Source organism: Leclercia pneumoniae (genome assembly GCF_017348915.1).
GTDB classification, from domain to species: Bacteria; Pseudomonadota; Gammaproteobacteria; order Enterobacterales; family Enterobacteriaceae; genus Enterobacter; species Enterobacter pneumoniae.
This window is the reverse complement of the sequence record NZ_CP071383.1, coordinates 1,768,287-1,785,916: the sequence shown is the minus strand read 5'-3', so window position 1 is coordinate 1,785,916 and position 17,630 is coordinate 1,768,287. Positions and strand designations below refer to the sequence as shown.

The 17,630-nt window shown below is 52.8% G+C and carries 27 protein-coding genes and 1 pseudogene; 6 read left to right on the top strand and 22 right to left on the bottom strand.

Going from position 1 to position 17,630, the window contains the following annotated elements; translation table 11 throughout:
* The first annotated feature begins 151 nt into the window (after positions 1-151).
* From JZ655_RS08570 to yoaJ, 3 genes are read left to right on the top strand one after another with little or no spacing between them, the layout of a single operon-like run.
* Positions 152-1,180 (top strand): sensor domain-containing diguanylate cyclase, encoded by a 1,029-nt coding sequence (locus tag JZ655_RS08570; protein ID WP_207293556.1) that lies wholly within the window; start codon positions 152-154, stop codon positions 1,178-1,180.
* A 44-nt stretch (positions 1,181-1,224) separates the two neighbouring features.
* A complete protein-coding gene (locus JZ655_RS08565) occupies positions 1,225-1,323 on the top strand; it encodes a YoaK family small membrane protein (RefSeq protein WP_154298865.1) in 99 nt (32 codons plus the stop codon).
* Positions 1,324-1,398 carry a protein YoaJ gene (yoaJ, locus tag JZ655_RS21610; protein WP_072039564.1) on the top strand — a complete coding sequence of 25 codons (75 nt, stop codon included), beginning with the start codon at positions 1,324-1,326 and terminating at the stop codon, positions 1,396-1,398.
* A 40-nt stretch (positions 1,399-1,438) separates the two neighbouring features.
* On the opposite strand, the gene JZ655_RS08555 is transcribed toward yoaJ, so the two are convergent.
* Complete coding sequence (locus JZ655_RS08555; RefSeq protein WP_040076073.1) at positions 1,439-1,687, bottom strand: GlsB/YeaQ/YmgE family stress response membrane protein; 249 nt, start codon at positions 1,685-1,687, stop codon at positions 1,439-1,441.
* A gap of 391 nt (positions 1,688-2,078) precedes the next feature.
* Here JZ655_RS08555 and JZ655_RS08550 point away from each other — a divergent pair.
* Positions 2,079-2,776 (top strand): IS1-like element IS1A family transposase gene (locus JZ655_RS08550; protein WP_242637262.1). Its coding sequence is split into 2 segments (ribosomal slippage): positions 2,079-2,328 and positions 2,328-2,776, totalling 699 coding nucleotides; the frame shifts between segments, so codons are not numbered across the junction.
* A gap of 41 nt (positions 2,777-2,817) precedes the next feature.
* Positions 2,818-2,910: a stress response membrane protein YncL gene (gene yncL, locus JZ655_RS08545; protein ID WP_072039515.1), complete on the top strand. Its 93-nt coding sequence runs from the start codon at positions 2,818-2,820 to the stop codon at positions 2,908-2,910.
* A gap of 326 nt (positions 2,911-3,236) precedes the next feature.
* Here the strand turns inward: yncL and JZ655_RS08540 are convergent.
* Positions 3,237-3,407 (bottom strand): annotated as a pseudogene (locus JZ655_RS08540) (NADP-dependent isocitrate dehydrogenase); the annotation flags it as partial.
* 214 nt (positions 3,408-3,621) lie between these two features.
* Here JZ655_RS08540 and JZ655_RS08535 point away from each other — a divergent pair.
* Positions 3,622-4,290, top strand: a complete 669-nt coding sequence (locus tag JZ655_RS08535) for an SOS response-associated peptidase (protein WP_207293555.1) — start codon at positions 3,622-3,624, stop codon at positions 4,288-4,290.
* Here JZ655_RS08535 and JZ655_RS08530 read toward each other — a convergent pair.
* The 20 genes from JZ655_RS08530 to JZ655_RS08435 form a co-directional block, all read right to left on the bottom strand.
* Positions 4,287-4,601 carry a hypothetical protein gene (locus tag JZ655_RS08530; protein ID WP_207293554.1) on the bottom strand — a complete coding sequence of 105 codons (315 nt, stop codon included), beginning with the start codon at positions 4,599-4,601 and terminating at the stop codon, positions 4,287-4,289. The two genes, JZ655_RS08535 and JZ655_RS08530, sit on opposite strands and share 4 nt — an antisense overlap.
* A complete protein-coding gene (locus JZ655_RS08525; protein ID WP_207293553.1) occupies positions 4,601-4,840 on the bottom strand; it encodes a hypothetical protein in 240 nt (79 codons plus the stop codon). Before JZ655_RS08525 ends, JZ655_RS08530 begins: the two co-directional genes overlap by 1 nt.
* Before the next feature lie 80 nt (positions 4,841-4,920).
* Positions 4,921-5,100: a hypothetical protein gene (locus JZ655_RS08520; protein ID WP_207293552.1), complete on the bottom strand. Its 180-nt coding sequence runs from the start codon at positions 5,098-5,100 to the stop codon at positions 4,921-4,923.
* A 14-nt stretch (positions 5,101-5,114) separates the two neighbouring features.
* On the bottom strand, positions 5,115-5,939 hold the full coding sequence (locus JZ655_RS21530) for a glycine-rich domain-containing protein (RefSeq protein ID WP_207293551.1): 825 nt from the start codon (positions 5,937-5,939) through the stop codon (positions 5,115-5,117).
* An 11-nt stretch (positions 5,940-5,950) separates the two neighbouring features.
* Positions 5,951-6,532 (bottom strand): YmfQ family protein, encoded by a 582-nt coding sequence (locus JZ655_RS08510; protein ID WP_207293550.1) that lies wholly within the window; start codon positions 6,530-6,532, stop codon positions 5,951-5,953.
* Positions 6,523-7,581, bottom strand: coding sequence for a baseplate J/gp47 family protein (locus tag JZ655_RS08505; RefSeq protein ID WP_207293549.1), 1,059 nt, complete (start codon positions 7,579-7,581; stop codon positions 6,523-6,525). Before JZ655_RS08505 ends, JZ655_RS08510 begins: the two co-directional genes overlap by 10 nt.
* The gene (locus JZ655_RS08500) at positions 7,568-7,993 is read right to left on the bottom strand and encodes a phage GP46 family protein (protein ID WP_207293827.1); all 426 of its coding nucleotides are present in this window, start codon (positions 7,991-7,993) and stop codon (positions 7,568-7,570) included. The genes JZ655_RS08505 and JZ655_RS08500 overlap by 14 nt, the downstream gene beginning before the upstream one ends.
* Positions 7,993-8,523, bottom strand: coding sequence for a phage baseplate assembly protein V (locus JZ655_RS08495; protein WP_207293548.1), 531 nt, complete (start codon positions 8,521-8,523; stop codon positions 7,993-7,995). Before JZ655_RS08495 ends, JZ655_RS08500 begins: the two co-directional genes overlap by 1 nt.
* Entirely contained in the window at positions 8,523-9,596 is a 1,074-nt protein-coding gene (locus JZ655_RS08490) for a phage baseplate assembly protein (RefSeq protein ID WP_207293547.1), read from the bottom strand. The genes JZ655_RS08495 and JZ655_RS08490 overlap by 1 nt, the downstream gene beginning before the upstream one ends.
* Positions 9,593-10,915, bottom strand: coding sequence for a DNA circularization protein (locus tag JZ655_RS08485; RefSeq protein ID WP_207293546.1), 1,323 nt, complete (start codon positions 10,913-10,915; stop codon positions 9,593-9,595). The genes JZ655_RS08490 and JZ655_RS08485 overlap by 4 nt, the downstream gene beginning before the upstream one ends.
* Positions 10,916-10,975: 60 nt before the next feature.
* A complete protein-coding gene (locus tag JZ655_RS08480) occupies positions 10,976-11,500 on the bottom strand; it encodes a hypothetical protein (RefSeq protein WP_207293545.1) in 525 nt (174 codons plus the stop codon).
* A 65-nt stretch (positions 11,501-11,565) separates the two neighbouring features.
* Positions 11,566-13,356, bottom strand: coding sequence for a phage tail tape measure protein (locus JZ655_RS08475; RefSeq protein WP_207293544.1), 1,791 nt, complete (start codon positions 13,354-13,356; stop codon positions 11,566-11,568).
* A gap of 141 nt (positions 13,357-13,497) precedes the next feature.
* Positions 13,498-13,767, bottom strand: coding sequence for a phage tail assembly protein (locus JZ655_RS08470; RefSeq protein ID WP_207293543.1), 270 nt, complete (start codon positions 13,765-13,767; stop codon positions 13,498-13,500).
* Positions 13,767-14,123, bottom strand: a complete 357-nt coding sequence (locus JZ655_RS08465) for a phage tail tube protein (protein ID WP_207293542.1) — start codon at positions 14,121-14,123, stop codon at positions 13,767-13,769. Before JZ655_RS08465 ends, JZ655_RS08470 begins: the two co-directional genes overlap by 1 nt.
* Positions 14,123-15,616 carry a phage tail sheath subtilisin-like domain-containing protein gene (locus JZ655_RS08460; protein ID WP_207293541.1) on the bottom strand — a complete coding sequence of 498 codons (1,494 nt, stop codon included), beginning with the start codon at positions 15,614-15,616 and terminating at the stop codon, positions 14,123-14,125. Before JZ655_RS08460 ends, JZ655_RS08465 begins: the two co-directional genes overlap by 1 nt.
* Entirely contained in the window at positions 15,613-15,795 is a 183-nt protein-coding gene (locus tag JZ655_RS08455; protein ID WP_207293540.1) for a DUF2635 domain-containing protein, read from the bottom strand. The genes JZ655_RS08460 and JZ655_RS08455 overlap by 4 nt, the downstream gene beginning before the upstream one ends.
* A gap of 7 nt (positions 15,796-15,802) precedes the next feature.
* Positions 15,803-16,363 carry a phage tail terminator protein gene (locus JZ655_RS08450; RefSeq protein WP_207293539.1) on the bottom strand — a complete coding sequence of 187 codons (561 nt, stop codon included), beginning with the start codon at positions 16,361-16,363 and terminating at the stop codon, positions 15,803-15,805.
* Positions 16,363-16,866 carry a hypothetical protein gene (locus JZ655_RS08445; protein WP_088568487.1) on the bottom strand — a complete coding sequence of 168 codons (504 nt, stop codon included), beginning with the start codon at positions 16,864-16,866 and terminating at the stop codon, positions 16,363-16,365. Before JZ655_RS08445 ends, JZ655_RS08450 begins: the two co-directional genes overlap by 1 nt.
* Positions 16,841-17,254: a phage head closure protein gene (locus JZ655_RS08440; RefSeq protein ID WP_207293538.1), complete on the bottom strand. Its 414-nt coding sequence runs from the start codon at positions 17,252-17,254 to the stop codon at positions 16,841-16,843. The genes JZ655_RS08445 and JZ655_RS08440 overlap by 26 nt, the downstream gene beginning before the upstream one ends.
* Positions 17,251-17,574, bottom strand: coding sequence for a head-tail connector protein (locus tag JZ655_RS08435; RefSeq protein ID WP_207293826.1), 324 nt, complete (start codon positions 17,572-17,574; stop codon positions 17,251-17,253). Before JZ655_RS08435 ends, JZ655_RS08440 begins: the two co-directional genes overlap by 4 nt.
* Positions 17,575-17,630: the final 56 nt, after the last annotated feature.

Sequence of the window (17,630 nt, the reverse complement as noted above, 5' to 3'; positions counted from 1 at the left end):
ACCGGGGCTTTTTTTATTCTCTCGCCGAAACATAACGGACGATTCCTGGATATATCAAATTATTCACATTCATGTTTTACTATGCGCCGAAGCCCATTTTTTCAGCAAAACATACAGATACAGAGGTCTCTGTATGGGAGTCGAGCATCGCATGTCGGATCTTATTCTTGCCCGTGTTTCTGAAACGCTTGCCACCGAACAATCTCTTGAGAGTCTGGTGCGCCAGCTTCTTGAAATGCTCGAGATTGTTACCGAGATGGAGTCTACCTATCTCACTAAAATCGATATCAGCGCCCGTTTGCAGCATATTCTTTATGCCCGTAATAGCCAGCAGATGCAGATCCCGGAAGGGTTGAGCGTTCCCTGGGGCGATACCCTGTGTAAGCGGGCGATCGACTCCAGTACCTTTTTTAGCGATCACGTTGGGGAGCAGTTTCCCGATTGCGATGCAGCCAGAGCGCTGGGGATCACCACCTATATGAGCATCCCCATTCATCTTGCGGATGGGTCTCTCTACGGCACCCTGTGCGCGACCAGCACGCATAAAAAGAGATTGAGCGAGCGCGCCGAACATGTGCTGAAGTTGTTTGCCGGGCTGATTGCCCAGTCCATTGAAAAAGAGTCGCTGGTCACTCAACTGCGGGAAGCCAACGCGGCGTTGATTGCCTACTCCTATACCGATGCGCTGACGGGCCTGCCAAATCGACGCGCGATTTTTGAAGACCTCTCTACCCTTTTCTCCCTGGCGCGACACGTAAAGCAGAACGCCATTATCGCTTATATCGATCTGGACGATTTCAAACTGATTAATGACCGCTTTGGCCATGAAGCGGGTGACAAGTTCCTGGTTGAAGTGGGGAAGCGGCTTAACGACGGCCGTCGTGATGATGATATCGTCGGCAGACTGGGCGGAGACGAGTTTATGGTTGCTTGCCTGTCCCGGAATGAGGGAACGCAGGAAGAGCAATCGCTCTCACTATTGAAGACACAAATCAATGCGCGTATTGCCGGAGAGTATTGGCTAGGGAATGTGCATATTGTCTATCCAGGGGCCAGCCTTGGGGTAATCGAAGTGGATCCGCTTTCGACTGATGCCGACAGCGCCCTGCGCTCGGCCGATGCGGCGATGTACGTGGATAAAAAATCCCGACGTAAAACCGCTTTCCTCAATGTGGATTAACCCCGTACACTCAACGGGCTTTGATTATCAGGATGGATAAAAACATGCGGATCGGTATTTTGTTTCCGGTCGTTATCTTTATAACGGCGGTAGTATTTTTAACGTGGTTTTTTGTCGGCGGTTACGCGGCACCGGGAGGATAAATGAGAAAAACGACCATTATTATGCTGATTGTCGCCGTTGTTGCCGTAGCCGGAAGCCAACTGGGCTGGTGGTGATGACAATAAAAAGACCGCCAGAAGGCGGTCTTTTTATCTGTTAGCTCTTGATTTTACGGTAAACAAACAGCACGACCAGCGCACCGATCACCGCGACTACAAAGCTACCGAAGTTAAACCCATCCACTTTGCCGAACCCGAAAAGTGTACTGATCCAACCGCCGACCACGGCACCAATAATCCCCAGGATGATGGTGACAATGAAGCCGCCGCCGTCTTTGCCCGGCATGATCCACTTCGCCAGAATACCCGCGATAAGCCCAAAGATAATCCAGGATAAAATTCCCATATCGTTCCTCTCTGTATGGTTTTTGTCGTTAAATCAAGTACACACAAAGGATAGCACAGGATTCAGATTTGCAAATTGTGATAAGCATCACGTGCACGATTTAACGCCATCTGAAAAAGAGGCAATCCGCACAAAAGAAGGGGTTGCATGTTCCAATGAGAAAGATTATCTTTCTCAATACTGAATAGTTGAGCGAAACACTCAGGTATTCAGTACGACATTGCTCACATTGCTTCCAGTATTTCTTGCCCACCTCGTGTGGGCTTTTTTTTATCTATATCCGCATTGATCGTTTTAGCATTTGCTATTACGATTATTCGCACTGGTTCAATATCCGGTGATGCTGCCAACTTACTGATTTAGTGTATGATGGTGTTTTTGAGGTGCTCCAGTGGCTTCTGTTTCTATCAGCTGTCCCTCCTGTTCAGCTACTGACGGGGTGGTGCGTAACGGCAAAAGCACCGCCGGACATCAGCGCTATCTCTGCTCTCACTGCCGTAAAACATGGCAACTGCAGTTCACTTACACCGCTTCTCAACCCGGTACGCACCAGAAAATCATTGATATGGCCATGAATGGCGTTGGATGCCGGGCAACCGCCCGCATTATGGGCGTTGGCCTCAACACGATTTTACGTCACTTAAAAAACTCAGGCCGCAGTCGGTAACCTCGCGCATACAGCCGGGCAGTGACGTCATCGTCTGCGCGGAAATGGACGAACAGTGGGGCTATGTCGGGGCTAAATCGCTCCAGCGCTGGCTGTTTTACGCGTATGACAGGCTCCGGAAGACGGTTGTTGCGCACGTATTCGGTGAACGCACTATGGCGACGCTGGGGCGTCTTATGAGCCTGCTGTCACCCTTTGACGTGGTGATATGGATGACGGATGGCTGGCCGCTGTATGAATCCCGCCTGAAGGGAAAGCTGCACGTAATCAGCAAGCGATATACGCAGCGAATTGAGCGGCATAACCTGAATCTGAGGCAGCACCTGGCACGGCTGGGACGGAAGTCGCTGTCGTTCTCAAAATCGGTGGAGCTGCATGACAAAGTCATCGGGCATTATCTGAACATAAAACACTATCAATAAGTTGGAGTCATTACCCAATATCCTATACATAAATTGATAATATGAACGTATCTAGTCGATTCATCATTTTTATAAATGTTGTTTCAGCAGGCGCGCTGTTATGTCTGCTGTCCGCCAAATTCAACTGGTTTTAACTGAGCAGGCCCGGTGTTTACCGGGCTGTTTACACTCTTCTTCACCCCTGTACCGCAGAGAGCATAAGGTTTAAAGAGGCCGTTTTGACGCGCCATTTATTAATGCAAAATCTCCTTTCCGATTATTCCGAATAATAATTTGGATAATCATAAGCGCAGCAGCAAATACTATTACAGCCCTCAATACCACTCGCCTTGATATATAACTCAGCCGTTATCACACTATGCGTGGCAACCTCGAGCCGCCCGGTATAAGGGAAAAGTTTATCAAGCATAAAAAAACGGGAGCCCTTCGGCTCCCGTTCTTGTATAACCCAGTGACTGGATTACATGTTTTCGATGATCGCGTCACCAAACTCTGAACATTTCAGCAGTTTAGCGCCTTCCATCAGACGTTCGAAGTCATAGGTCACGGTCTTGTTGTTGATCGCGCCTTCCATACCTTTAACGATAAGGTCAGCGGCTTCGAACCACTCCATATGACGGAGCAGTATTTCTTTGTATTGAACTTAACTCATTGATATACAGTTTATATTTTCAGAAATAACATTCACATCACTCATTTATGACTACAAACTAACTCGTTGATTTAGCCTAAAAACTTTTAAGTTTTGATAACCACTTTCATCATCATTTTAGTCAAACTAACTGCTGCGAATATTGTTAATTCCCTGCCTATAATTTCAGCATGACATCTGCCTGGAGGTATCTATGTGTGGACGTTTTGCACAATCAATGACACGTGAGGATTACCTTGCTCTCCTATCTGAGGATGCAGAACGTAATATTGCCTATGATCCTGAACCTATTGGTCGTTTCAACGTCTCGCCAGGCACGAAAGTCTTACTGTTGAGTGAGAGAGACGAACAGCTACATCTTGATCCTGTACTGTGGGGATACGCACCAGGATGGTGGGACAAACCACCGCTCATTAACGCAAGAGTTGAAACAGCGGCCACCAGCAGAATGTTCAAACCATTATGGCAACATGGGAGAGCGATCTGCTTTGCTGATGGATGGTTCGAATGGAAGAAAGAGGGATCAGTTAAAACCCCCTACTTTATTCATCGGGAAGACGGGCAACCAATTTACATGGCTGCTATTGGTAGTACACCATTTGATAGGGGTGATGAGGCTGAGGGCTTTCTGATTGTGACATCAGCGGCTGATAAGGGGTTGGTTGACGTTCATGACCGTCGTCCAGTTGTTTTGTCACCAGAAGCGGCTCGTGAGTGGATGCGGCAAGATGTTGGAGGAAAAGAGGCCGAAAGTATTGCGTCTGATGGCGCGGTACCTGCAGATCGGTTTATCTGGCACGCTGTGACACGTGCCGTTGGCAATGTAAAGAATCAGGGACCTGAATTGATCGTTCCAGTTTAAACCGGTGTGTCATCATCCGATGCTCGATTGATGAAGAACGTCACCCTTCCTAACACTTCAACCTGCTCTGCCGCCTCTCCTTCTATCGCTTCACCATCTTCAGTTATCAGTGACCCCCCCTGCAGCTTCGCAAATTGCGTATGCCCGTCACAGCGTAGAATAAGCACCATGCCCTGCTTCAGCCTGGATACAGGTTCAATCACAGCATACCCTGTAGAGGTTTCAAGGATACGGCTCTGATCGGTTGTAAGCATGTCCTCAGGGTTTAACCTGCGCTCAACATAGTCGCCTGCCGGCGATACGAAACCCATTATCGTACATACCCCATGTTGCGCATGATCCAGAAACGGTTCGGGCTTTCATTCGGTGTTTTATCAACGAACCCAGCCTGGTACCGTTCTATCCAGTCGTTGGCATCCTGCTCAGTGAAATGCCAGTTCCTGGCGCGCAACTCCCGGATAAAATCTGAGGTATGCAGGCACTGGTACCCTTTCGGATTTTTGTGAACTGCCGCAACGAATGCGGCGCGAAGGTCTAATTTGCGGGGCATGAACTTCACTCCATTCAACTGTATTTATATACAGTATTAATTCAAGGTGAATAGATCAAGCGTTAAATGTCCGCAATGCTTTAAACAGGAATGGGTGGAATGAAACCCGAACCATCATAGATATAACCCTGCTGCGTGCCGGCTAGGCATTCAATCCACACTAAAGAGGGATGAAATCGCCCATCGGGATCAATGTCCGTTAGCTCCGCTACGCTTTCCAATTCCCTGTTTTCTGGATCAATATCAATACGAGCCCACATAAAATCTTCTCCTGTTACCACATAATCATTATCAGGCCGTCCCCGCCTTTGCCGGGTTTGGCTGAGGCACTTGCTGTAGATTTTGCACAGCCAGAACCACCGCCGCCTGGCCCTACGGCATCGTTACCATCCGTCAGCGTTAAGTGATACGGACCTGCACCACCCGCGCCTCCTCCTGTACCGCCCACATATCCAGAGCCGCTACTGCTTCCAGCCGTTCCTGGGCCAATACCACTGTTGTCATCACCTCCGGAACCTACCCCCGACGCGCCACCGCTTGGCGTAGCCCCGCGACCACCTCCGGTGGCGGAAAGATATGAACCAAATGATGATGAACCACCGCCCACGCCGGGGGATTGCGGTGCGCCCATTGCCAACTCTCCACCTTTGCCGACCGTAATTGTCACAGTGTCTACGTCAGTGAGATCCAGTAATTTCTCGGCAATCCCGCCCGCGCCACCGCCGCCGCCGCCGCCGACGTCAAGGCGTCCGCCGCTGGCACCGGCTCCGATGACTTTCACCAGCGCTTTGCGTTTGCCCGATTTGAGAATGTCCGGAACATTCCAGTTTGTTACACCCGCGACATTAAAGATGATGCGGCTCCTGAAACCAAACCCCGCAATTAAGGGCAAGGCCTGTAATAGCTGGTCATGTTTGGTTTTATCGAGAGTAATGCCTGCCGCCTCGACTACGCTGGCAAGCTCTTCCTGCAGCATGTCAAAGTAGTCATCATCAAGATCGGTCGCAGGAGTTCCTGTCTGTGGGTTACCCCGGGTAAAGCCATTTTTGCCCGCGCCGAACTTATCCTTTTGCGCGGAGGGAGTATCAATACGGTGCATAGAATCTCCGTTTACGGATATTTGAAAATAACGTAGGTGTGAGAAGGACAAAGTTTGTTGATGACACACTCAGCGACGGTATCGCCCCAGTATCGAATCGGTGTTTCGCAGTCGTCGGTACATGTCATCCAGGTTGCGTCCGTCGAGGCTGGCATGTTGACCTGCCAGTAATAACGCCACTCCGGTGAGAACACCGCATCGGTACAGGCCGATGTGCATTTAAACGGACCTTTGTCATAACGCGTGATTGTCGCGCCGGGTTTCCCCAGTGCTGCCAGTTGAGAGAGATAGAACGCCTCGTTAATGCCGCCAATGAGATTCACCTTTGCATCTAATCGTTTCTGTCGCTGGCGAAGAGTTTGCGTTCCGGTGGGGATACATTCATCCGGCAGCCCGCAACACTTCTCCCAGCGATCTATCAACTCAGAGGTTGTACGAGGATCTAGCTCCAGCATCAGCTCGTCAGCGCGCTCATGCACGCGTCTGAGTGAGGGCGCTACGCCACGGATTGCAACATCATCAGTTGACCAGGCGGGGCCGGGTGGCAACAGTGCCGAAAGAAGCGAAATGTAGTCGTCATCCGTCACGTCCATGAAAGCGTCCCCAGTGTGGCAAGTTCATTTTTGGCAATCGGGGTGTCTGCCGCCGGAGCCACCAGCACGTGGCTGTATTCCCCGGTAGCCACGGAAATAGCCTCATTGATACGCGAAAGAACTAACGTGCCTTCCGGGTAACCATCACGGAATAAAAACGATCGCAACTCAGCGGTTACAGCTGCGCGAATTGCAGGTGTATCAGGAGTAAGCCGGATGTGAAAATCGACTTTCTTTTCCGTGGCCGCAAAGACATAAAGGTTCGCACCGGCCACGGGGGCCAGAGGCTCAATGTGTGCCTTGGCGGCATCCACTGTCACTTGATCGGGTATCGGGTTAATCGGGTCACTGCTAGCCACCATCACTCCCACTGTCCCGGTACCCATCCAGTGCCGGTACGTCCAGGCGCGCGTGATGCCAGGAACCTCTTTCGCCCAGATAACGTAATCCGGGTCGGCACCGCCCTGCGGGGTCCAGTAGTATCGCTCCAGCACCCTCGCCCGCCATACTTCAAGATCCTCAATATCAAAGCCGCCGATAACGCTGTCGGCGAGTCCGGCAGACGGCAGGCCATTGACAGGGGTGACAAGATAAAGCGCCTGCGCGTCGTCCGTGTTACCAGTCGCACCAGGTGTATTACAGGAAACTGGCGCGCGAAGAACGCCCCTGGAACTCACTGCGTCGGCGAGTACGGTATAGGTCAGCAGATCATCACGCTGAATGACCGCCCCTGCCGTTACTTTCAGGTTGTTGTTCACACCGTCCCAGCGAATGTATCCGGCTGCGCTGGTAGCCGCTTTGCGCGGACAGCGCTTCATGGCCGCATGACGTGCCAGCCAGGACTCATCGCAGAGATCCGGCAGCATGTTCATGGCCAGATAATCGATATAGCCGTACACCGTGTGCAGCGCCGCGGCGTAGACCTTCGCCCTCACATCCTCATCCATCCGTCGCAGCGTGTCGCTGATATCCAGCCTGGAGAAGAGGTCTGTGCGGATCATGTTAATGTTTTCGGCCAACGTGGGCCGCTGGAATTCACTGTCCGCCATTGGTAATTGCACTCCAGAAATTTTCGAAAGAGAGCGTGAGCGGACTGTTACCGCGCCACAGTACGATGCTGTTCCCGAGTTCGTTGATACCGGTGCGTTTCACATCGATATCAATTCGCGTTACCACACCATCCGTCAGCATCCACTGAAGCGCGTCGCGAAGGTATGTCCGCACCCGGTTCACCAGGTCGTTGGTTAACTTGCTGCGCTGCAGCAGCCATAGCTTCGAGCCGTAGCGGTCATTTGCAACCACCGGCCAGGTGTCGCCCCACCATCCCATGGGCACATCGGCGTTATCGTCAGGATCGGCGCGCCGGTGTGTGAAGAGGGAAATAACAACCGACCGGGTGAGCGGGTCGAGCTGCGTGCTGGTGCTTACGCGTTGGCCATTTACCGTGAGCCAGAGTTCCATCATGCCTCCATCTTTTTGTCAGGCGCGTCGGTGATGTTTCCGTTCTCTTTATGTTTATGGCCGTTGTAGGCAATGCGCATCGCTGCCATCGTCAGGCCACCGGAATCACACAAATCTTTAATCTGACCCGTCGCTTCAATATCCATTTCAAACCGGGCTTTAGGCGCGTTTTTGAAGGTAATAAGCTTGCCGCCACCGTCCACCACAATCCCGTCACGGGTGAGTACCACCGACTGGCCCTGATCGTCATACAGCGCGACTTCGCCGCCTTTAAGTCCTTTCATCCTGTAACGGCGATCAGAGACGGCAATCGCTATGCCGTGTGAACGGTCACCGTCAGGAAAGAGAACGACGGCTTCAGCCCCTTCCTTAGCGCGGGAGGTAAAGCCATAGGGTTCGAGATGTTCAATACCGGATTTTGTCTGGCCGCCAAGCAGCGCAACATCCACCGTCTGACATTTGCCTGCAGCGTTAATGCTCTTCACCACCGCGCGGCCAATCAGGCCAAGTACCAGCCGTGAAAGGTTCATCAGAACGGAGCCTCCTCTACTTTTTGTTTTTTCCGTTTCGCAGGGTCCTGAGGTTCAGGGAGATAGGCATCAGGCGGGCCAACCCGTAATTCCGTCAGCGTGCCGTTGTTGTCTTTGGTAAACGTCACTTCAGAGATCAGCAGTTCGCGGTTGTTAAACCCACAAACCGGATCAAAGACAATCACGCGCTGGTTAGGCTGCCACAGAGAGCCATCACCCTGACGCCAGCCCCAGACAACATAGGTCGTTTCATCGGTGCGGGCGGCGCGCTGACGCGCTTCGAACTCCGCGCGGGCAATACAGCTTTCACCCGTCGCCTGGCCCGTTTGCTGGATAGCCATCGGACGGTAGCGCCCGATCGAGGCATCGGCTGTTTTACTGCGCAGTGCCGTTGTGGTGGCCGCGCCAAAGTCTTCATCATTCCCGGCCCGCTGGCCGGAAACCTGATAGGTTGAAAACCGATCGCGGATGCTCTTTTCGGTATCGCAGGAGATGATGTTCTGGCCCAGCACCAGGGCGGTATGTGCACGGGTGGCGCCGATGCCGCCAATGACCAGCCGTCCTTTCGGATCGTCATAGGCCAGCGCCTGTTGCTGACCCAGCATTTTATTCAGCACCTCAATAACGGTTTCGCCGTGATCGGGCTGCACGCCGGGAATAGCTGCCGACGGAGCGCCAACATTCACCACCTCAATGCTGAAGGGTTTTGCCAGTGCTGCGGCAACCTGCGCCAGTGACTGGCCGTTGAACTGCGTGGGTTCGGCGACACAGTCGATAAGGTCGGCGGTCAGGCTACGGCCGCTGATACCCGTACTTACGGAACGCGCGTCATAGCGGGCTGGCGTCGCTTCCACCCAGCCGGTGATCACCAGGTCATCATCAATCAGGACTTCAACCTTCGAGCCGTTTTTAATCCGGGGCTGGAGAGAGGCTGCACCATCACTGCCAGGCCACTCTCGGGTGATCTCCACATTGAAGTCGCGGGCCAGACGCTCGATGCCGGCCCCGATACGAACAGAGGTCCAGCCGCCCCACTCCCGACCGTTTACGCGCAGGGTTACGATATCGCTCATTGAACAGACACCCTCAGTGAGGCCACAGGCACAAAGCCGGGATGTGCGATGGCATTACGTTTGACGATGTCACGCTCGCGCGCGGCGTTGTCGTACCAGGTCGCCGCCAGCACCAGCGCGGGCGTAACCTCTCCCGGCGTGCGGAAGACGGTCTGCCCTGCCTGTTCCAGACGGCTTTTAATATCCGTGTTGAGATCAGCTTTTACCCGGCGCAGCGCCAGAAACAGTCTGTCGTCTGTCGTTCGTCCTAGCTCTTTATCAATGGCCTCGTTCAGGGCATCGCGAACTTCAACCAGTTCATCCCAGTTCGGCAGCTCTTCGGCAGACTCGGTAGCCGTCGTTTCTGCCGGGGCATTGTTCAGGGCCGGATGCGAGATAACAGGGAAACCAGTGGACTGGCTTACTTGCGGTGTGGAGCCAGTCACTTTCGGGCGTGGCGCGGGTAAGGTCGTGACAGCATGTGCAGCTTCGCTAATCGCAGTGGTGCGGATAGCGCTGGCCACATAGTTGCTCTGCTCTTTCGTGGTTTTCGTGGTGACGCTGTCCGTCTTCCAGACTCCGCGCGGCTGCAGGTCGCTGCCCAGGCTGATTCCGGAAAAGGTTTTGATCATCGTGATCAGGTCACCCGTATTGCCATAAAGGCGATTGCCGGCGCGCCACATTGTCTGTAACTGGTTAACGAACGTTTTACCGGACGACGGCGGGGGCAGAAGAACGGAGATATCACCCTGCATCAGGCGGGCTGATTCAGATACCACGGCATCGACTACCTTCATCGCGCCTGAAACATAACCCATCATTTCTGTCGCATTGCCGATCACATCGTTCTGCACAAAGTCAGCCACGCCATCAATGCTGAAATCGTCGAAGTTATCGCTGATGCAGTCATCAAGCGCAGAGCATGAGGTTGTCAGGTTGTCTGCCGTGGCCGCGCCAGAGGTGGGGAAAGAAAGCTCTCCCGCCTCAACGAAACGCAGATCGAAACGTACCATGCGGCCTTCGCCATAGGTCGTGCTTACACGGATTTCGCCGTCGACGCACACGGACATTTCACCGTAGGCAGGATGAACAAGCGTTCCCGGCCCCGGTGTGTTCAGTGCTTCAATCAACCTGTCGCGCTGGTCGTAACAGTCCTCCCCGATCACATAACCTGAAAATACGGGCCGCCCTGTGACCTTGCCGAGATCTTCGGTGTAGGGCTTGTCACGGTTGGGGTATTCATGGGTTTCAACACGACGACCAACCCCCATGGACTCATCTTCGGTTTTGAAAGGTACGCCGCGAAACGACGCATCAACAAGCCTGTCTTTCCACGCCATATAAACTCCGGGCAATAAAAAACCCGCCGGTTGGCGGGCTTGGCTAATACATATGGTTAATTATTTGGTGAGGAAAAGTGCTTGGTTGTATGCCTGTTGCTGACTTTCAACAAATTTTTTAATGTTTTGTTCAGAAAAATCTTTAATGTAGGAACCCTTAACCATTGGTATAGCTTTCTTTTCAAGAGTTAAAGTGAACATTGGTTGATGCTCACTGTTGTAACGAACGGCTGACACTAGCTCAAGCTTGGCATCGTCAAGGACACTAAGGGTTTCCGGCGTAACGCGCTCGTCATTTTTGCCTTTTCCAGCATTCAAGGATTTGATAATTTCAGCGATTTTATTATCTACCTCACTGCTAAAATCATCAGGATTTCCTTCAGTAACTAATACTTCCTCACCCTCTTTGAAAATGAGTTTCGCGCTAATTAGTTTCTCTTCCTTATATATATCGCCTAGCTTTACAGCACCACCTGCTAGGGGAATTATGTGCTGATCTTTGAAGGAGATATTGTCCGAGATGACAAGACCTGAAAAAATCACTGAGACGCCAATGATTGCACTCGCCACAATAGTGTTATTCATGATTAACCTTTGCCTGTGTATAGTTATTTGCTATGCAAATGATAGCGAATACAAAATACATTGAGTTAACCACCCATGCCAACTCTACCAATTCTGGTATAGCCGACATCATGATTTACATCAATTCCAGCACTACGACTTTCAGTAACACTCATTCCAGGTGGAGCCCCTTTGAACTCAACGGTAATTGATCCTTTAGGTTGTTGAGTTCCTCCCTTCTGGATCTGGTAAGGATTGTAACCGGGGTTTGCCACGCCTGTGCCATATGCGCCGTAACCACCAGCGCCCCATTGTGCGGCATTAGCTGCCGCTACGGTTTCACTGGCACCATCAGTGAACCACTCAACTATTGGTTTAACCTTCTCCCACATGTCCTGGAACCATTTAACGATAGGACCCCAGTTATTGATGATTAGGCCAAGCGGGGACCAACTGAACACTTCTTTAATAAATGCCCATCCCGTATCGAAATAAGGTTTTATGGAGGCCCACATGTCTTGAAACCATGGGCCTATGGTTCCCCAGTTAGCAATTATAAATCCAGCCGCTAATGCAATGGCTCTAATGGCAATGCCAAACCAGGACATAGATAACGTCTTTGACACTAAGCCTAAAGCAAAATTGACACCCATAAAGCCTAACTTAACCGCGGTTAATCCGGCAGCAAGACCAAAAGCCCCTCTGATAACTGCGGGGTTAGATTGTGCGAAGTTAGAAAACTTCTCACCAAGTTCACCCAACCAATTTACAAGCTGCTTAGTATCCGAAGAAAACGCACCGCCAATTGCTGCAAGGCCGTTAGTGGCGGTACCGGTCATCGCTTCCCAAAGGTTTGTTAATGTTCCGAGCTGAGCCTGAACACGACTATTCAGGTTGGCCTGGCGGTTCATTTTTTGTTGAACCTGATCGTACCCATCCTTGCCTTTGTCAATCAGCGCATTTACGACCTGTAGTGTCTCGGCATCATCGCCGAACAACGCTTTCATCACCCCGGTTCGTTTAACATCGGTCAGGCTTTTAAGCTTGGCCAGTTGCTTGAACAAATTGTCCAGACCGCCAAAACTGCCTTTTCCGTCAGTAAAATCCAGGTTAATGCCCAACTTCTGACGCGCCAGCACCTTATTCACATCATTAACTTTTTTGACGCTGAGGCCTGCCTGAATCACTTTGCGCACGGCGTTACCTGCCGACTCACCCTGCATACCCATCTGATCCATCATTACACTGATAGGTGCCAGGCCTTGTGCAGCTTTAAGTCCATCCTTATTTACCATCTGCAGCACTGAGCTGGTTTTGGTAAAGAACGACAGCATGTTGGTATCGTCAACGCCCAGGTAAAAAGCTTTCTGGATCGTATCGAATAACCCCATCATGTCATCTGAGGCTGTGCCTGTTGCGTCCTGCATTTTTGCCGCGAACTCAGCCGCAGCTTCAGGCGTTTTCTTTAACTGAACAGCCAGGTAAGCCGTGGCTTTACCCACCCCACCGAGTATGTTTTCAGCAGGAATACCCTGGCGAACCAGCATCTGCATCATGTTCTGAAAGTCTGCCGTTGTTCCCGGCAACTGGTTACCCAGCCCGACAGCCAGTTTATTGATGCTTTCAAAGCTTTTCCCAACCTCCCCATTCGCCTGCATCATGGCGACTTTAAGGCCAGTTGCCGCGTTTTCCTGGTCGGCATACGTTTTAAGAGACAGTGTCAATCCAGCAGCAAGACCGGCGGCCATGCCAAGCCCACCTTTTGCGCCCTCCTCGGCCTGCCGTTTAAAGCCACGGATATTTTTCTGCATCCTTGAAAGTGCAGGCGAGAGCTTATCGACACCTGTGATGAGCGCTTTTAGTTCGAACTCAGCCATTACGCCGCTTCTCCTCTTCTATTCTGTTTGCCTGACTGACAAGCGCAGGGATCTCGCTGATTGGCTGCTCAAGCAGTTCGAAGGGGTTAATGCGCCAGTAGCTGGCGCAGTCAAAATAACGGTCGGTGAGATAGTCTGCCGTCAGGCCTGGAGGAAAAAACCTGCCACCAGCCAGCCTGCATTATTCAGGTCTGATGGAGACATCTGATCAACTGTACTTAACGGAACACCAGCCAGCTTGACGATGTATTTGGCGATAATGTGCGCCTGCAGTTTGATCGATTCATCCTGGTTCATCTGATATGGATAACCCAGTTCACGAACGTCCTTACCCGTCGGCTCCTTGAATTCCAGAACGCTGACACTTTCACCGTGAGCGGTTACCGGGGTGCTGAGTTCAAGTTCTTTCATTACTGGTAACCTCCCTCTGTGCCATGGAATTCGAGATCAACCGTGCCTTCTTCCGGGTTGTGGTTCGCTTCCCCGTGAAGCCAGGCCTGAGACAACACATAGACCTGACCGTTGGCCAGCTCTGATGTGATCGTCATTTCGGTCGATTCAGTGATTTTGTCGACCGGGAAATCTTTAGGGACTTTCCCGGTGAATTTGACGTAAGGTGCGCGGTGTGTCTCCTTAAAATCCACGCTGCCATCAAGGCCGAGAACGTCATCCCGCACCTTGGTGTTCATCGGAACCTCTACGCCCCCAGTTGCTGAAATCTGGAGGCCATCCAGTTTGAAATAACAGGTACCGGCAATCTTCCCCATTATGCGCTCTCCTCTGCATACTGATTACGGAACTGGTTAAGCACAGCGAAGACACGCAGCTGGTTAACATAGTCAGGTGGGTACAGCACGTTGATGCGCGTCGGGGTGTTAGCGTCGCGCTCTACGATCAGGTACTTCTTAAACAGGTCGTAGTTTTCGACAATCCCCTCGCGCTCCATCTGGCGGTAAGTCGCCAGCAGCTCACCCTTGATAACGGCAGGCGTCACAATCGCCTGACCAGGCCCAAAGCGCGTGCCGTCGTTCGCCAGTTTATGGCGCCCGTACTTACTGGTGATCACCGTCTTCAGGCGGCGCAGAACGTAGGCGCTGGTATGCAGCGTCTCACTATCCAGGTAGCTGTTATCCGCCACGCCATAAGCGTTCTTCTTATAGGTGGTGATGTCGCGCTGGATGCGCAGCGTGCCGCTTTCGGTATACGCCGTGGCAATGCCATGGGTCAGCAGGGACTGCTGTTCCGTGGTGATGAAGCGTTTGCCCGTCGGAGGTGGAAGCATGCCCACCAGTTCGCCCGTCTGCGTTGGTCGCGCGGGGTCGATGCGCAGGAACACCGCCGCGCGCGCTGTGCGGCTGGCCGCCAGTTCGTCAGGATTCGACTGGATGGTTTTCTCGTAGCCCGCCAGGGTGAGATGCTGATCGTTGAACATGTCACCGACGGTGATCAGGTCACTGATCGCCGCAATTTTGGCAGTGTAGACGTGGCCGTAAATCTGGCGTAACCAGCTCCAGCGCCCGCTGGTATCGTTCATTTCCAGCGTGAAGGTGTTAACGGACGCCGTGTCGTTAAACGGGTGGCCGATATAGTCGAAAGGTTCATCACCCATGGCAGCAATGGTGCCTGCCAGCGCCGGTGCGCCTGCGCCCGCTGCATCCAGGGTAATGGCAATTTGTACGCCTGCAGGCAGTTTTTCACCACCACTAAACCCGCGATAGTTCAGGCTGACTGGAATGTCATTAGCCCAGGTCCCCTTATGCCGAGCCGTCAGTGTCACAACACCGGCAGAAGCCGCGGCAGTAAATGGTGACTGCCCATCGGCGGTAATAGCGGCTGCAATCGCAGTAGCGATATCAGTGACCGCATCGCCGGTGGTCACCACGGTCTGGATACGTCGTGACCCGATATAAAGGCTGACCACTCCAGATTCCGTGGCCGTGCCGGTCACCGCCATTTTAAATGTCGCCGCTGTTCCTGTATCCGGCACAGCAATAACCCACAACTCGCCAAACGGATCCGTTGCACGATATGCCTCAACCATACGGGCCAGCTGGCTGCCGGCACCACACTGCTGGATGGCATAGTCTTTCGATGGCATAAAGACCAGTTGGTTAGTTGCGATACTGGCGCCAGCATTCACATGGCCAATCAGCAGCGACGGCGCACTGGTTTGCGCTGTATTCGCCGCGCTGTTGTCCATCTCTGCGTAAAACAAAGGAACGCGGAGATCGGCCGGGATGGTATTCATGGAGACTGTCATTTAGCGCTCGCCTTTTTAACCGGTTCAGCCTCGTTGCCTGGCTGAACAATTTTGATATCACCGTCAATCTCCCGACGGTACCAGTACTGGCTTTCGTCAACGTTTCGCCCCTCTTCAGGCAAAAGGTCGCCGCGGGCGGGGTCATGAACTGCCCGCCCTTTCGTGGGTTTTACAAACATGGTTTCCTCAGGTGGGGAGAGTGATTTCCGTGTGGTGTTCGATCTTACCGTCCGGCCCTGTACCGGGATCGATAAAGTCGACATCGATGGACAACGTTTTGAACTCTTCAAGCGCGTTGAGCTCGTCGAACTGGCGGGTGTCTTCCTCGCCAAGCTCGGTCTCAACCACGAAGTCGAACTGGTAACTCAGCTCGTGACGGTTCACATCAAGAAGCGTGCCGCCGTCATACGTGATTGGATTACCGCCCTCTTCCGGGTTCCAGCCCAGCAGCGCCTTAAAGAGCGCCTCGCGCACCTCATGCACCACATCGAAAGAGGCAAACTGGCCGCGCTCGTCACGGCTGTTGCTGACGAACACAATGACGGAGAAACCTTCGCGTATCGTCTGCCAGTAATCGGTCAGGCTTTTCTGCTCACCCGGAGAATCATCACCCGGTACTACATAAGCAGCGGGCAAAATCATCTTCCCGACTTCAGGCAGCTCCTTGAACTGCGCAGCACCGGCCACCCGGTTCTGAAAAAGTGCGCAGCGGGCGCGCAGCGTAGCGATTATGGGCGTCAGTTTCATCAGCGCCGTTTCTCCGGTTTGAGTGAGAGGCGCAGCTCGCGCGCCAGATAGTAACGTGTCCATGGGCTGTTTCTTTTCAGCGTCTCAACCATGAAGTTATTACGCGGTGCCATGCGCCAGCCGCTGCCGCCGGAAGCGCCACGATGGTGACTGCGGCGACGTTTGGCACCACCGCGCACGCCGTAGAACAGAAACGCCGGGTAGAAGTCACCGGTGATCAGCCTGTTTCCCTGACCGTTGCGCTGGTTCGGCGCGATGCGGGTCATAAAGCCGGGTCGGCGTTTGCTGGCCTTCGGCACCATATACCCGATGGACTTTGCCAGGCGGCCGCTTTGATAGCCTGGGTTATCGCCTGGCTCAGAACGCCCGCGGCGCATCACCAGACGGCGAGCATCACGCATATGGCGCTGACCGATGTGGGTAAACGCCCGCCGGACGCGCGCCCGGTTGAACCGCATCTCTTTTGGCTGCTGAAAATCAACGTGAAAAAAGGGTGTCGCCATTACCGCTCCCTCCGGTTGAAGCTGGTTCGATGCCCAGCTCAGTACACTCGAGCAACAGAAATCGCCGTTTACTGTTGAGGTCTCGTGCCCGTTTAACCCGGTACACCAGGTCGTTGAGCACCACCTCGAAGTCAGTGGTGATCCCACTGCGCCAGCGAATGGTGATGTAATGCGTGATGACGTTGTCGGTCTGGGCTGTTTCCTGGTAAGTCGTCGCGCTGGTCTGGACGACCTTCGCCCAGGTTCGGAATGAAACCGGGTATTCCGGTTTGGTACCGAAATCAGCAGTCGGTACATCGACCCGTTTGCGAACGAGTATCCGTTTATCCAGTTCACCAGGATCGGGCAGCAGATAGTTCGCGCTGGTTTGCGCCTGGCGAAGCTTCATAGCGGGATGAACCGGTACGGGCCAACAAGCCAGGTATAGGATTGCGGCATTTCCGTTTTCTCAACCTCAGTAACGGAAGAGCGGTTTTCGTAGAAATGCGTCACCAGCAGCAGCATCCCCAGCCGGATATCATCCGGCAACACAAGCCCGTCAGGATCGTCAGCCGGGATGTCGGACACAGCATCGTAGAGCTTTCGGTTCAGATACGTTTCTGTCCTGGCTTGCACCGCTTTACTGAAGGCTTCCAGAAGTGAATCTTCATCCGAATAATCCTCCTCCAGACGCAACTGACGTTTAATTTCTTTCAGTGTCAGGAGCATTAAGACCTCCATGCCCGCCATCTGGCGGGCATAAAAAAACCGCTTACGCGGCATCA

Bases quoted from the DNA above. Each gene is read 5' to 3' on its own strand.
- JZ655_RS08475 (WP_207293544.1), bottom strand. From the start codon at position 13,356: ATGGCTGAGTTCGAACTAAAAGCGCTCATCACAGGTGTCGATAAGCTC.
- JZ655_RS08570 (WP_207293556.1), top strand. From the start codon at position 152: ATGTCGGATCTTATTCTTGCCCGTGTTTCTGAAACGCTTGCCACCGAA.
- JZ655_RS08460 (WP_207293541.1), bottom strand. From the start codon at position 15,616: ATGACAGTCTCCATGAATACCATCCCGGCCGATCTCCGCGTTCCTTTG.
- JZ655_RS08485 (WP_207293546.1), bottom strand. From the start codon at position 10,915: ATGGCGTGGAAAGACAGGCTTGTTGATGCGTCGTTTCGCGGCGTACCT.
- JZ655_RS08510 (WP_207293550.1), bottom strand. From the start codon at position 6,532: ATGGACGTGACGGATGACGACTACATTTCGCTTCTTTCGGCACTGTTG.
- JZ655_RS08565 (WP_154298865.1), top strand. From the start codon at position 1,225: ATGCGGATCGGTATTTTGTTTCCGGTCGTTATCTTTATAACGGCGGTA.
- JZ655_RS08440 (WP_207293538.1), bottom strand. From the start codon at position 17,254: ATGAAGCTTCGCCAGGCGCAAACCAGCGCGAACTATCTGCTGCCCGAT.
- yncL (WP_072039515.1), top strand. From the start codon at position 2,818: ATGAACGTATCTAGTCGATTCATCATTTTTATAAATGTTGTTTCAGCA.
- JZ655_RS08555 (WP_040076073.1), bottom strand. From the start codon at position 1,687: ATGGGAATTTTATCCTGGATTATCTTTGGGCTTATCGCGGGTATTCTG.
- JZ655_RS08535 (WP_207293555.1), top strand. From the start codon at position 3,622: ATGTGTGGACGTTTTGCACAATCAATGACACGTGAGGATTACCTTGCT.
- JZ655_RS08530 (WP_207293554.1), bottom strand. From the start codon at position 4,601: ATGGGTTTCGTATCGCCGGCAGGCGACTATGTTGAGCGCAGGTTAAAC.
- JZ655_RS08435 (WP_207293826.1), bottom strand. From the start codon at position 17,574: ATGCTCCTGACACTGAAAGAAATTAAACGTCAGTTGCGTCTGGAGGAG.
- JZ655_RS08445 (WP_088568487.1), bottom strand. From the start codon at position 16,866: ATGGCGACACCCTTTTTTCACGTTGATTTTCAGCAGCCAAAAGAGATG.
- JZ655_RS08520 (WP_207293552.1), bottom strand. From the start codon at position 5,100: ATGTGGGCTCGTATTGATATTGATCCAGAAAACAGGGAATTGGAAAGC.
- JZ655_RS08470 (WP_207293543.1), bottom strand. From the start codon at position 13,767: ATGAAAGAACTTGAACTCAGCACCCCGGTAACCGCTCACGGTGAAAGT.
- JZ655_RS08525 (WP_207293553.1), bottom strand. From the start codon at position 4,840: ATGCCCCGCAAATTAGACCTTCGCGCCGCATTCGTTGCGGCAGTTCAC.
- JZ655_RS08495 (WP_207293548.1), bottom strand. From the start codon at position 8,523: ATGAACCTTTCACGGCTGGTACTTGGCCTGATTGGCCGCGCGGTGGTG.
- JZ655_RS08465 (WP_207293542.1), bottom strand. From the start codon at position 14,123: ATGGGGAAGATTGCCGGTACCTGTTATTTCAAACTGGATGGCCTCCAG.
- JZ655_RS08505 (WP_207293549.1), bottom strand. From the start codon at position 7,581: ATGGCGGACAGTGAATTCCAGCGGCCCACGTTGGCCGAAAACATTAAC.
- JZ655_RS08455 (WP_207293540.1), bottom strand. From the start codon at position 15,795: ATGTTTGTAAAACCCACGAAAGGGCGGGCAGTTCATGACCCCGCCCGC.
- JZ655_RS21530 (WP_207293551.1), bottom strand. From the start codon at position 5,939: ATGCACCGTATTGATACTCCCTCCGCGCAAAAGGATAAGTTCGGCGCG.
- JZ655_RS08490 (WP_207293547.1), bottom strand. From the start codon at position 9,596: ATGAGCGATATCGTAACCCTGCGCGTAAACGGTCGGGAGTGGGGCGGC.
- JZ655_RS08500 (WP_207293827.1), bottom strand. From the start codon at position 7,993: ATGGAACTCTGGCTCACGGTAAATGGCCAACGCGTAAGCACCAGCACG.
- JZ655_RS08480 (WP_207293545.1), bottom strand. From the start codon at position 11,500: ATGAATAACACTATTGTGGCGAGTGCAATCATTGGCGTCTCAGTGATT.
- JZ655_RS08450 (WP_207293539.1), bottom strand. From the start codon at position 16,363: ATGAAACTGACGCCCATAATCGCTACGCTGCGCGCCCGCTGCGCACTT.